10 protein-coding genes are annotated in these 12,936 nt (G+C 36.6%); all 10 read right to left on the bottom strand.

Annotated elements, in window-relative coordinates; translation table 11 throughout:
* Position 1 precedes the first annotated feature (1 nt).
* Positions 2-2,680, bottom strand: a complete 2,679-nt coding sequence (mutS, locus tag VF726_RS11770; RefSeq protein ID WP_440168163.1) for a DNA mismatch repair protein MutS — start codon at positions 2,678-2,680, stop codon at positions 2-4.
* 181 nt (positions 2,681-2,861) lie between these two features.
* Entirely contained in the window at positions 2,862-3,404 is a 543-nt protein-coding gene (gene cotE, locus VF726_RS11765) for an outer spore coat protein CotE (protein ID WP_001288800.1), read from the bottom strand.
* 125 nt (positions 3,405-3,529) lie between these two features.
* A complete protein-coding gene (locus tag VF726_RS11760; protein WP_060631942.1) occupies positions 3,530-3,961 on the bottom strand; it encodes a RicAFT regulatory complex protein RicA family protein in 432 nt (143 codons plus the stop codon).
* Positions 3,962-3,964: 3 nt separating this feature from the next.
* Entirely contained in the window at positions 3,965-5,494 is a 1,530-nt protein-coding gene (miaB, locus tag VF726_RS11755) for a tRNA (N6-isopentenyl adenosine(37)-C2)-methylthiotransferase MiaB (RefSeq protein ID WP_440168160.1), read from the bottom strand.
* A 417-nt stretch (positions 5,495-5,911) separates the two neighbouring features.
* Positions 5,912-6,778 (bottom strand): 2-oxoacid:ferredoxin oxidoreductase subunit beta, encoded by an 867-nt coding sequence (locus VF726_RS11750; protein WP_440168158.1) that lies wholly within the window; start codon positions 6,776-6,778, stop codon positions 5,912-5,914.
* Complete coding sequence (locus tag VF726_RS11745; protein WP_087958638.1) at positions 6,765-8,522, bottom strand: 2-oxoacid:acceptor oxidoreductase subunit alpha; 1,758 nt, start codon at positions 8,520-8,522, stop codon at positions 6,765-6,767. Before VF726_RS11745 ends, VF726_RS11750 begins: the two co-directional genes overlap by 14 nt.
* Before the next feature lie 227 nt (positions 8,523-8,749).
* Positions 8,750-9,709 carry a dipeptidase gene (locus tag VF726_RS11740; RefSeq protein WP_440168156.1) on the bottom strand — a complete coding sequence of 320 codons (960 nt, stop codon included), beginning with the start codon at positions 9,707-9,709 and terminating at the stop codon, positions 8,750-8,752.
* Between the two features lie 22 nt (positions 9,710-9,731).
* Entirely contained in the window at positions 9,732-9,992 is a 261-nt protein-coding gene (gene spoVS, locus VF726_RS11735) for a stage V sporulation protein SpoVS (RefSeq protein ID WP_000404341.1), read from the bottom strand.
* Between the two features lie 149 nt (positions 9,993-10,141).
* Positions 10,142-10,936: a TIGR00282 family metallophosphoesterase gene (locus VF726_RS11730; RefSeq protein ID WP_048530450.1), complete on the bottom strand. Its 795-nt coding sequence runs from the start codon at positions 10,934-10,936 to the stop codon at positions 10,142-10,144.
* A gap of 164 nt (positions 10,937-11,100) precedes the next feature.
* Positions 11,101-12,666 carry a ribonuclease Y gene (gene rny / locus VF726_RS11725; protein WP_440168152.1) on the bottom strand — a complete coding sequence of 522 codons (1,566 nt, stop codon included), beginning with the start codon at positions 12,664-12,666 and terminating at the stop codon, positions 11,101-11,103.
* Between the last annotated feature and the right edge of the window lie 270 nt (positions 12,667-12,936).

The raw sequence follows: 12,936 nt of genomic DNA, 5'->3' as shown, positions 1-12,936 counted from the left end.
CTCATCCTTTCTTTAACTTTTTCTGTAAGCGATACAGTTCGTTCATCGCTTCTAAAGGTGTCATATCAAGTAAATCAATTTTTTTAATTTGTGCAAGTACTGCCGTTTCTTTTGCATCTAGAACTGGCTTGTCTTGTTTTTTTGAAGACTGTTCTCCACCAAAGAATGATAATTGTGATTCTTCTTCAGTCTCTACTTTCGCCCTTTGTACTTCTACTGGCTCTTCTTTTACAACTACAGGTTCTGGAATAACTTCTTGCTCCTGCACTTTCACTTCTACACGCTTTGGAATAATAATTTCTTCCTGTCCTTCTAGTTGTGCTAACACTTCTTTCGCACGAGCGATTAAACTATCTGGAAGCTCCGCAAGTTGTGCAACATGAATTCCGTAACTTTTATCAGCTGCTCCATCTTGAATTTTATGAAGGAATACTACTTTTCCGTTCTCCTCAATTGCTGAAACGTGTACATTCTTCAGTTGATCTAAACTTTCTTCTAGCACCGTCAATTCATGATAATGCGTAGAGAATAACGTTTTCGCACCAATTTGGTCATGAATATGTTCAATGATTGCTTGTGCAAGTGCCATACCATCATACGTAGATGTACCGCGTCCAATTTCATCGAATAAAATTAAACTTCTTTCTGATGCATTTGCAATTGCATTTTTTGCTTCTAACATTTCGACCATAAATGTACTTTGACCTGATATTAAATCATCCGCTGCACCAATTCTCGTAAAGATTTGATCAAATACAGGTAATACTGCTTCTGTTGCTGGTACGAAACAACCGATTTGCGACATAACAGTTACAAGTGCTAATTGTCTCATATACGTACTTTTACCAGACATGTTCGGTCCTGTAATTAAAAAGACATCCATCTTCTCTGGCATAATACAATCATTCGGTACATACAATTTCCCGTTCAATACTTTTTCAACGACAGGATGACGACCATCTTTAATAAAGATTTCACGCTTCGTTGTTAGTACAGGTTTTACAAACTGTTCTTCTTCACTAACTGTCGCAAAACTTTGCAGTACATCTAATTCACTAATTACTTTCGCTAAATGCTGTAATTTCGGAATGAAGACTTTTACCTCTTCACGAAGCGCTGTAAATAAATCGTATTCTAGTTGTACAATTTTTTCTTCTGCTTCTAAGATTAATGTTTCTTTTTCTTTCAGTTCATCTGTAATGAAACGTTCCGCATTAGCAAGCGTTTGTTTACGCTCATAGCGCCCTTCTGGAAGTGCTGCAAGATTCGCCTTCGTCACTTCAATGTAGTAGCCGAAAATACGATTGTACCCGATTTTTAACGATTTAACTCCTGTAATATCACGCTCTCGTTTTTCAAGCTCAGCAATCCACGTTTTTCCGTTTTTACTAACGTAACGATATTGATCAAGCTTGTCATTATAACCGTCTTTAATAATATCTCCATCTTTAATAGAAAGCGGTGGGTTTTCTTGAATACTTCTTCCTAGTAATTCAGTTAAGCTCTCACATGGATCCGCCCCTTGAATTAACCTTGCTGCATAAGCATTATCTAACAAACTAATCGCTTCTAAAATAGCTGGTACTTGAAGTAAAGATCGTCTTAACTGTAATAAGTCCCGTGCATTCACATTACCAAATGCAACTTTCCCTGCTAAACGTTCTAAATCATATACTTCTTTTAGTTTTTCTTTTAAATCTTCACGTAAGAAGTAATCATTTACAAATGTCTCAACCATTTCTAAACGCTCTTCAACTTTTTCTTTCTGAATAAGTGGACGTTCCATCCACTGTTTTAACATACGACCACCCATAGCTGTTTTTGTTTTATCTAATAGCCATAATAATGATCCTGTTTTTTCTTTCGTTCGAAGTGTTTCTGTCAGCTCTAAATTTCGCTTTGAATGCACATCAATTTTCATAAATTGATTCGTATAATAAATTTCTACTGGTTGTAAATGATCTAACGAACGTTTTTGTGTTCTTATTACATAGTTAAATAAGCGCCCAATTGCTTTAATTAACTTTGCTTGTGAAACATTTTTCACAAGGTGTTCTAATCCTTCAGGAATTGCCGTTGCATCTTCATATGAAATCGTCATTTTTAACGTTTCAGTTAACTTGTTTAGTTCATCTTTAGAGAATGAAGAATCTACAACAATTTCTTTCGAACCAGTTGCATACACTTCTAATAAAATATCTTCTACTGAACCAGTCAGTAACGTTACTGTATTTTGTCCAGTCGTTAAATCATTACAAGCTAACGCATATGATCCATCTTCAAAATGCGTTAATGCTGCTAAGAAGTTATTTTCTTTCTCATCAATCGTACGCCCTTCCATCATCGTTCCTGGCGTAATTAGTTGTACGACTTCACGGCGTACTACACCTTTAGCTGTTTTCGGATCTTCTACTTGCTCACAAACCGCTACTTTATATCCTTTTTCAACAAGTTGTTCAATATAGTTTTTAGCCGCATGATGCGGTACACCGCACATCGGTATACGATCACTACTACCACCATCTCGGCTCGTTAATGTAATTTCAAGTTCATGAGCTGCTTTAACTGCATCTTCAAAGAACATTTCATAAAAGTCGCCTAAGCGAAAAAATAAAAAGGCATCTTGATAGTCTGCCTTAACCTTTAAATATTGCTGTATCATAGGCGTATATTGCTTCATACTTATCCTCCATAATTCTTACATAATAATCTATATTCATATATGTCACATTTCACGGACATCCATATCTCCTGTTTCAGGAGTCTTTCTTCATTATAGCACATTTCATAAGGAATCATGTTCATTCAAGTACCACTTATGTAAAGTAAAAAGCTAGGAAGAACTTCTCCCTAGCTTTCTATTACTCTTCTTCTGCATCAACGATAAAGTTCGGATCTAATTCTTCAAACTCATCATCATCGATTTGGAAATCTTCGTCTGATTCTACACAACCTTCAGGGTTTACACTTACACAAATTTTCGTTTCGCCAACTACTTCTGTTACAAATTCACGTTCTACAGTTACAACAATTTTATTACCGTTTGGTGATACAAGAGCTTCTAAACAATTTGGTGGCTGAATGACACGAGCAATAATTTCTAAATCATCACCAGAAAAGTTTTTATCACGATAGCCAATGCTTACTTCATCCGTGTAGTTCACACGCTCTGTTACAACTTCTGTCTTTGTATTGCCATCAAATGAATACCAAGTGTTCACATCATAGAAACCTTCAATTTCCACATGCTTTCCATTCTTTCTTGCTTCGTACGAGTGGTTAATTACCCAGCACCCTAAAATACTTGTTGGTTCATTATTCGATTCACATGTATGCGTTGACTTTGTATACTTACGTCCTTTTCCAACCACTGCTTTTGTAATAATCTCTCTAAATTCGGACATTCGTAACCCTCCTCAATCACTATTCACTTAATCATATGCGTGACAATAGCGGAATGTGTCATTCTTTTTTTGAGAAGAACTTACGTTTAATTCACTAAAAAAAGAGATGTCAATTCGACATCTCTTTAACAACCACAATTTCCCTTTTTACTTTCTACCGCTGCGCCCGTTTCGCCCTTCAATACATCGCCATTCGTTGAAATTAATATTTCATCTGTTACGTTGTTAGAAATCGTACTTGCCACTAGCTGTAGTAAGTCATTTACATATGTTTGTGAAGATTTAAATTCTTGTACAACCGGGATGCTATCTAACTTATCTTGCAGAGCATCAATTTCAGCTTCTACTTTTTTCAAAGCTTCCCATTTCCCGTAATGCTGCAAGTTTACTGCTTGTTTTTGCAGCGCTTTAATTTCATCAATTGCGCGCTTTACATTTTCATTTTTATGAATTTGCGCCTCTGCTTTTTTAAAAAAATCAACTTCTTCTGTTTCAGAGATCATTTTTGCTAATTCTTTTGCTTGCTCAACAATTTCATCTTTCGTATATGCTTTCATCTATTATTCCACCTCAATCGGCTCTTCAACTAGTTCTCCGTTAAGAGACCAAGTTTTTGCGTCCGTTACTTTTACTTTCACAAGCTGACCAATTAAAGATTTTGGAGCAACGAAGTTTACAAGTTTATTCGTACGAGTATAACCTGCAAGTACTTCCGCGTTATTTTTACTTTCCCCATCAACTAATACTTCTACAATTTGACCCTTATAACCATCATTCTTTTCAATTGCCAATTTATTTACTAATGCATTTAAGCGTTGAAGACGTTCTTTCTTCACATCCATCGGTACATTATCTTTCATTTTTGCAGCTGGTGTACCTTCGCGCGGAGAATAAATAAAGGTAAAGGCAGTATCAAATCCTACTTCACGATATAACGACATCGTTTCTTCAAATTGCTCATCTGTTTCATTTGGGAAACCGACGATAATATCGGTTGTTAATACCGCGTTTGGAATTGCTTCTTTAATTTTTCTTACAAGCTCTAAATAATGCTCGCGCGAATATTTTCGCGCCATAATTTTTAACATCTCTGTGCTTCCAGATTGAACTGGTAAGTGAATATGTTCTACTAAGTTTCCACCTTTTCCAAGCACTTCAATTAAGTGATCATCGAAATCGCGTGGATGGCTCGTTGTAAAACGAATACGAGCTATATCAACTTTACGGAGTTCGTCCATTAAATCGCCAAGACCGTATTCTATATCTTCAAAGTCTTTACCATATGCATTTACGTTCTGTCCAAGTAACGTAATTTCTTTATAACCATTCGCAGCTAAATGACGAATCTCTTGGATAATATCTTCTGGACGTCTGCTTCGCTCTTTTCCGCGTGTATACGGTACGATACAATATGTACAGAACTTATCACAGCCATACATAATATTTACCCAAGCTTTAATATCACCACGGCGTACTTTCGGAAGATTTTCAATTACGTTTCCTTCTTTTGACCAAACTTCAACTACCGTCTCCTTCGAGAACATTGCATCTTTTAGAATGTACGGTAATCTATGAATATTATGCGTTCCAAACACCATATCTACATGCTGATTTTTTTGCATAATTTTATTTACAACAGACTCCTCTTGAGACATACAACCACATACACCAATTAAAAGGTCCGGATTTCTTCGTTTTAGTGACTTTAAATGACCGAGTTCACCGAACACTTTATTTTCAGCATTTTCACGAATGGCACAAGTATTCAATAATACTACATCTGCATCTTCAGTTGAAAAGGTTGGTTCATATCCAAGTGCAGTGAAAATACCAGCCATTACTTCTGTATCATGCTCATTCATTTGACAACCATATGTACGAATATAAAACTTTCTTCCTGTACCAAAATTGCGAAACTCTTCAGGTAAGCCAAAATCCCGTTCAATTTTAACTTCTTCTTTCCCACGTTTTTTCGCGTCTTTTAAGGAAGGTGGTTGGTATACACTTTCAAAGTATTTGCTATAATCTTTCTCTTCTTTTTTCGTAGAGGAATTTGCTTGCTGACTTGCTAATCGTTGTTGCTCGTTCATCGGTAATCTCCTTTCACCCTTAACTATACACACTCTATTGTCCATTTTAATGCGCTTAGACTCACCTCAAAAATGGTTAGATGGCTTGAGAGATAACTTGTCCTTTGAAACTTGAGTAACCAATCTAATCATTCATAAGAATGAAGTCTTCCCCACGCAAATAGACATTCCCTTTTATTTGTCCTATCCAAAAGCATATTGCTTTATCTCTATAAACATTACCATAGTATGAAGCGTTTCGCCAATTTAAACAAGAAAGAGGCTCTGTCTGATTTTATATTTCATATGCAATGAACTCACCATTTTCATACAACGATTTATATATTATTTTACCATTCTGAATTTTCTAAGTAAATATGACTATCCTATATTTTTCCCATAAAAAAGGTTGCCGCATGGCAACCTTTTCTTCTTACATTACATAAATTCAGCAACAAGTTCATCAAACATTTTCTGATCCATATTTAAATCAGATTGTACTAAAGGCTTCTTACTATAGCCTTTTACAAGCTCTTGATATGAAGGTTGCGCTGTATTTTGATAAATTAAACCTGTTACTAACCCGTTATTTTCCATTAACGTTTGCATAGCCATCATGCGATTAGACGGATCATATCCCTCTACTGTACTTAGTTTTGTTAAATTCTCTTTAAACCAATCGTAAGTATTTACTTTATTGTAAGTAACACATGGGCTAAACACGTTAATTAATGAAAACCCTTTATGGTTAATACCAGCTTCAATAATTTGTGTTAATTCTTTTAAATCACTTGAAAAGCTTTGCGCCACAAATGTTGCACCAGCTGTTAAAGCCATTTCCATAACATTTAATGACGGTTCAATTGAACCTTGTGGTGTACTTTTCGTTTTAAATCCTGCTTCACTACGTGGTGAAGTTTGCCCTTTTGTTAATCCGTAAATTTGGTTATCCATTACGATGTACGTAATGTCGATATTACGACGAATAGAATGGATTGTATGTCCCATACCGATCGCAAATCCATCACCGTCACCACCTGATGCGATAACTGTTAAATCACGGTTTGCCATTTTTACACCTTGTGCAATTGGAAGGGCACGACCATGAATACTATGCACACCATATGAATTAATATAACCTGAAATACGGCCAGAACAGCCGATACCAGAAATAACAGCAAGTTCATCTGGATTTAAGCCAACGTTAGCTGCCGCACGTTGAATTGCAGCTTGCACCGAGAAGTCTCCGCAACCTGGGCACCAGTTTGGTTTTACACTGTTACGAAAGTCCTTAAATGTTGCCATTTAATACAACCCCTTTTTTGCATTCGTTGTAAATCTCTTTCGGCAAGAATGGGTTTCCATCATATTTTAAAAGACTAGAAATTTTCTCACCGTTTCCAAGATTCATTTTCATAATGTTAGCAAGCTGACCTGTTGCATTGTTTTCTACCACTACAACACGCTTCGCATTTTTCACAAGTGGATCGATTTCAGCTGTTGGGAACGGGTGAATTAAACGCACATGAGCATGGTTTACTTTCATACCCTCTTGTTCTAATCGCTCCATTGCTTCTTCGATCGCACCACGAGTTGAGTTAAATCCAACAAGCAATACGTCTGCTTCTTCATGCTTAACATTTTTATAGACAGGGGTATTAAACTTCAAGTTCTCCATTTTACGGAAACGTTTGTCCATTTGATCTTTACGGTTTATTGCTGATTCAGATGGTTTACCAGTTTCATCATGTTCTACACCTGTCACATGGTGAACACCATTTTTCATACCAGGTAAAACACGTGGTGAAACGCCATCTTCTGTTACTTCATAACGCTTGAAGTATGCTTTATTTTCACGTTCTGGTAATTCTGCTTCTAAATCAAGCTTACCACGACGGATTTCCACTTTATCTAACTTAAGTGGTTCTACCGTTTGTTTTCCTAAAGAAAGCTGTAAATCTGTTAAGAAAATAACAGGTACTTGATATTCTTCAGATAAGTTAAATGCTTCTACAATATCGTAGAAAGCTTCTTCAACAGTACTTGGTGCCATTACGATTTTTGGAATTTCACCGTGCGTACCGTAAATCATCGCCATTAAATCAGACTGTTCTTGTTTCGTTGGTAATCCTGTACTTGGACCGCCACGTTGTGTATCGACAATTACTAATGGCGTTTCTGTAATACCAGCTAAACCGATCGCTTCCATCATTAAAGATAGACCCGGACCAGCAGATGCAGTTAATGTACGAACACCAGCATAATTTGCACCGATTGCCATTGTACAAGCTGCGATTTCATCCTCAGTTTGGATTACTGTCCCGCCAACTTTTGGCAGTTTTTTAATTAAGTATTCCATAATTTCAGATGCAGGTGTAATTGGATATGCAGACATAAAGCGAGCACCACCAGCTACCGCACCAAATGCGATTGCATCGTTTCCAATCATAAACATGCGTTTCTTACCATCAGCTTTTTCAAGCTGCATCATGTTTACTTTCTCACCTAGCAATTCTTTCATATATTGAGAGCCACGTTTAATTGCGTCCATATTCTTTTGAACAACTTGCTCTCCTTTACGACCAAAGATCTCTTCAACAACATCTAAATAAGCTGTTTCATCTAATCCTAATACCGCACTTGATGCTCCAACAGCAACCATGTTTTTCATTAATGATGTGCCTAATTCTGAAGCAATATCTGTAAACGGTATCACATATAGATTTACATCTGTATTATCAGGTATTGTTGGATTAAATTTCGCATCTGCAACTACAATTCCACCTGGACGTAATTCGTGGAAGTTAAAATCAATTGTTTCTTGATCAAAAGCAATTAAAATATCTAAATCATCTGAGATCGCGCGTACTTCTGTTGTACTTACACGAATTTTATTATTTGTATGGCCGCCTTTAATACGTGATGAGAAGTGGCGGTAACCGTATAGGTAATATCCTAATCGGTTTAATGCAATACAGAAGATTTCTCCTGTACTTTCAATTCCTTCACCTTGTTGGCCTCCAACTTTCCATGAAAGTTGACTAATCATCTCCTACACCCCTTTTGGCTGCATTCATTGTAGTGTATTTTTTTACAGTAATAGTTTAGCATTTTTTATACAAATAAACTACAACGGACGCAAATTATGCCTCTTCTGATTTCCCTGAATCTTTAGTATAAAGCTATTTTGTTTTTCATTCTAGTATTAGGTCTTAAAAAAAGCAATAATATCAAATGAATTAATTCTAATTTTTCTGTATTTTTAAAATAAAAATCTTAAAAACTTATACGTTCAACAAAATTATCATATAAAAACCGCTCTACAGTAGATGTAGCATAGTGTTTACAAAGCTCATTCATTACATTTTCATACTCTCGATACGCTGATACATTTACAACCGTTTCTACTATCCCATCAAAATCGGAACCAAATCCTATATTGTTCTCTCCACCTAACGAACAAATATATTCAATATGCCTTACTATATCTGCTATATTCGCTTGTTTTTCACTTGTTAAAAACTGTGGTACGAAAGTGACACCGATTATACTATTTTGCTTTATAAGAGCTTTAAGTTGTTCATCGTTTAAATTACGTGGGTGTTGACAAAGTTTCATGCAATTTGAGTGGGAGGCAATCGGATTTGTTGCAACTTCTATCACATCCCAAAAGCTTCTTTCATTCAGATGAGACACATCAGTCCATGCATGCAACGTATTAAGTTCTTGTACAACATGATTACCAAAAGTCGTTAAACCCGCCCCACGTGTCTCTAGCGCACCATCAGCTAATAGATTGGCATAATTCCATGTTAATCCAAAAGAACGTACTCCTAGGCGATAAAACAACCGTAATTTCATTGCGTCTTTCCCAATTGCTTCGCATCCTTCTAGTGTTAATATCGCTCCAATCTCGTCCTGTTTTAACATGTTAATATCATCTTTTGTCTGAATTAACTTCATACCTGATAGTGACAAAATTTCATTATAAAAAATATCTACCATTTGTAATGCTGCTTCAAACCGTTTTTCATACGCTACCGTTTCTGGCACATATATAGCAAAACATTGTATACTTCCTTTTCTTCTCTTTAACTGTTCAAATGTAATATGTAATTGCGGATCATTTTTAAAATCCCTTTTCCCCTGTGCACTCCATAACTGAAGGAGTACATCGCAATGAGCATCAAAAATTTTCATTTCCATTCCTCCATTATAAAAACAACCTGTTTGCATACTGCAAACAGGTTGTTTAAACTTAACGAGGTTCTACAATTAATTTTATCGCTGTACGTTCTTCCCCATCAATCATAATATCTGTAAACGCTGGGATACAAATCAGGTCCAAACCACTAGGCGCTACAAATCCTCTTGCAATTGCTACTGCCTTTACCGCTTGGTTCAATGCACCTGCACCAATGGCTTGAATTTCTGCTGTTCCGCGTTCGCGAATAACACCTGCAAGTGCACCAGCTACAGAATTAGGGACCGACGTTGCTTTAACTTTTAATATTTCCATTCCGCGTTTCCTCCTCGTTTCTCTAAAAAGTATTAGCAATTATTTCACTTTAACTTATATTCACGAGGAATGACGCGTATTCCTGCTAAATTTCTGTAATTTTTCTAAAAAATTAAAAAATAATAACTTATCTAAATTTTAGTCAAAAATCACTCGAAAAATGGTTGATCATCATTAATTAAGATACGCTGAATTTTCTTAGCTTTTCCTGTATTAGGATCCACATCAATTAGCACTGCACTTAATTGTGTTCTACCATTTGTTACTTCAAATCGTACTGGTAAGTTTGTTAAAAACTTCTTCAATACTGCTTCTCGGTCCATACCTAAAATTCCATCGTACGGTCCTGTCATACCAACATCTGTAATATATGCCGTTCCGCTTGGTAAAATACGATTATCTGCTGTAGGAACATGCGTATGTGTACCTACTACCGCTGTAGCACGACCATCTACATACCAACCTAACGCTTGTTTTTCACTTGTAGTTTCCGCATGGAAATCAACAAAGATAATATTCGTACGTTTTTTCGCAATGTCAATTAATTCGTCCACTTTACGGAATGGACAATCGATTGGAGGAAGGAATGTACGTCCTTGTAAGTTAATAACTGCAACTTCTGTTCCATTACAGTTCACAAAGATAAGCCCTTTTCCTGGAGTTCCTTCTGGGAAGTTAGCTGGCCTTGCAAGATATTTTGCATCATCAATAAATTCAAATACTTCACGGTTATCCCAAGCATGGTTTCCAAGTGTAACCGCTTGTGCCCCGCATTCTAAAAAGTTTCGGTATATTTTCTCTGTAATTCCACGTCCACCTGCTGCATTTTCCCCATTAATAATGGTTACTGTAGGTGTATATTTCTTCTTTAATGCCGGTACGTATTGTTGAATCATACCTCTACCAGGAGATCCTACTACATCCCCAACAAATAATATTCTCATATGTCTTACCCTTCCTATGTACTACATTTTTTATTACTATAGCTTCAAGTGATTTCCTTACAATATATTTATTATAAGTTTGGTTCACCTTTATGCTAGGTATTACTAATTCCCTTTATTTTAACCAATTCCAACACAAAAAAATAAAGTGGTGTTTCACCACTTTATTTTGCGTATTCCACTGCACGTGTTTCACGAATAACAGTTACTTTAATATGTCCTGGGTAATCCAGTTCATTTTCAATACGTTTTCGAATATCACGAGCTAAACGATGAGCTTCTAAATCATCAATTGTATCTGGTTTTACCAGAATACGAACTTCTCGTCCTGCTTGAATTGCGAATGATTTTTCTACGCCTTCATAAGACTCTGAAATCTCTTCTAACTTTTCAAGACGACGAATATAGTTCTCAAGTGTTTCACTACGAGCTCCAGGTCTTGCAGCTGATAATGCATCTGCTGCTGCAACTAAAACTGCAATGATAGAAGTTGGTTCTGTGTCCCCATGGTGAGATGCAATACTGTTTATAACTACAGGATGCTCTTTATATTTCGTTGCGAGTTCAACACCAATTTCAACGTGGCTACCTTCTACTTCATGATCAATCGCTTTACCGATATCGTGTAATAGACCAGCACGTCTTGCTAGTTTTTCATCCTCACCAAGCTCTGCTGCCATAAGTCCCGTTAAATATGCAACTTCCATAGAGTGTTTTAAGACGTTTTGTCCGTAACTTGTACGGTATTTCAAACGACCTAAAATCTTAATTAAATCTGGATGTAATCCGTGAACACCCACTTCAAACGTTGTTTGCTCTCCGACTTCGCGAATATACTCGTCCACTTCACGTCTTGATTTTTCGACCATCTCTTCAATACGCGCTGGGTGAATACGTCCGTCCTGTACTAGTTTATCAAGAGCGATACGAGCTGTTTCACGACGAATTGGGTCGAATCCAGAAAGGATAACCGCTTCTGGTGTATCATCGATAATTAGGTCAATACCTGTTAACGTTTCTAACGTACGAATATTTCGACCTTCACGTCCGATAATACGTCCCTTCATTTCGTCATTTGGAAGATTTACAACCGAAACGGTTGTTTCAGCAACATGATCAGCTGCACATCTCTGCATTGCAAGAGATAAAATCTCTTTCGCTTTCTTATCCGCTTCTTCTTTCGCACGAACTTCACTTTCTTTTACCATTACGGCAATTTCATGAGAAACTTCATTTTCTACTTTACCAAGAATAATTGCTTTCGCTTGTTCGCGTGTCAGATTGGAAATGCGCTCTAATTCTGTTTGTTGCTTTTGAACTAACTCTCCCACTTTGCTTTCCAACTCTTCAATCTGTTGTTGTCTCGCTACAAGAGAATCCTCTTTCTTTTCTAACTGTTGCTCGCGTTTATCGAGCGTTTCGTCTTTACGATCAAGGTTCTCTTCTTTTTGCATTAAACGATTTTCTTGTTTTTGTAATTCGCTTCTACGGTCACGAATTTCTAATTCAGCTTCTGTACGAAGTGTATGAATTTCATCCTTTGCTTCTAAAAGCGCTTCTTTCTTAAGTGCTTCAGCCTCACGATTCGCTTCATCTATAATACGTTTCGCTTCATTAGCTGCACCATTAATCTTCGCTTCAGCAATAGACTTTCGAACAAAAAAGCCAACAACTGCACCGACTGTTGCAAGCAAAATGGAGATGAGTATCCAAACTGCAGTACTACTCATGATTTCACCTCCCCTTGCTATGAATGAAAAAAGACTGTCGGCATGTACATTGAATACCAACATACAGCAAAGACCGTCGTCCCGCTTTTTTTAAGGGACTTTCTTCATTTCACAATTAAAATGTCATATTATTATTTCGGCAAGATTTAAGTCTTACTCCGAATATTACTTCTCTTCTTGAGAAGAGTGTTTCGTATATAAGAAAAAATATACATTCTCATTGTATCTATCGCAATTTTCATTGTCAAGCGTTGTCTACTTTTACTTTCT

Source organism: Bacillus sp. Brlt_9 (genome assembly GCF_051948935.1).
GTDB lineage: Bacteria > Bacillota > Bacilli > Bacillales > Bacillaceae_G > Bacillus_A.
Note: the sequence above shows the minus strand (reverse complement) of the source record. Positions and strands in the feature narration are given on the sequence as shown.

Excerpts from the sequence above, each read along its gene's own strand:
- rny (WP_440168152.1), bottom strand. The coding sequence starts at position 12,666 with ATGAGTAGTACTGCAGTTTGGATACTCATCTCCATTTTGCTTGCAACA.
- VF726_RS11750 (WP_440168158.1), bottom strand. The coding sequence starts at position 6,778 with ATGGCAACATTTAAGGACTTTCGTAACAGTGTAAAACCAAACTGGTGC.
- spoVS (WP_000404341.1), bottom strand. The coding sequence starts at position 9,992 with ATGGAAATATTAAAAGTTAAAGCAACGTCGGTCCCTAATTCTGTAGCT.
- VF726_RS11760 (WP_060631942.1), bottom strand. The coding sequence starts at position 3,961 with ATGAAAGCATATACGAAAGATGAAATTGTTGAGCAAGCAAAAGAATTA.
- miaB (WP_440168160.1), bottom strand. The coding sequence starts at position 5,494 with ATGAACGAGCAACAACGATTAGCAAGTCAGCAAGCAAATTCCTCTACG.
- mutS (WP_440168163.1), bottom strand. The coding sequence starts at position 2,680 with ATGAAGCAATATACGCCTATGATACAGCAATATTTAAAGGTTAAGGCA.
- cotE (WP_001288800.1), bottom strand. The coding sequence starts at position 3,404 with ATGTCCGAATTTAGAGAGATTATTACAAAAGCAGTGGTTGGAAAAGGA.
- VF726_RS11730 (WP_048530450.1), bottom strand. The coding sequence starts at position 10,936 with ATGAGAATATTATTTGTTGGGGATGTAGTAGGATCTCCTGGTAGAGGT.
- VF726_RS11745 (WP_087958638.1), bottom strand. The coding sequence starts at position 8,522 with ATGATTAGTCAACTTTCATGGAAAGTTGGAGGCCAACAAGGTGAAGGA.
- VF726_RS11740 (WP_440168156.1), bottom strand. The coding sequence starts at position 9,709 with ATGCAAACAGGTTGTTTTTATAATGGAGGAATGGAAATGAAAATTTTT.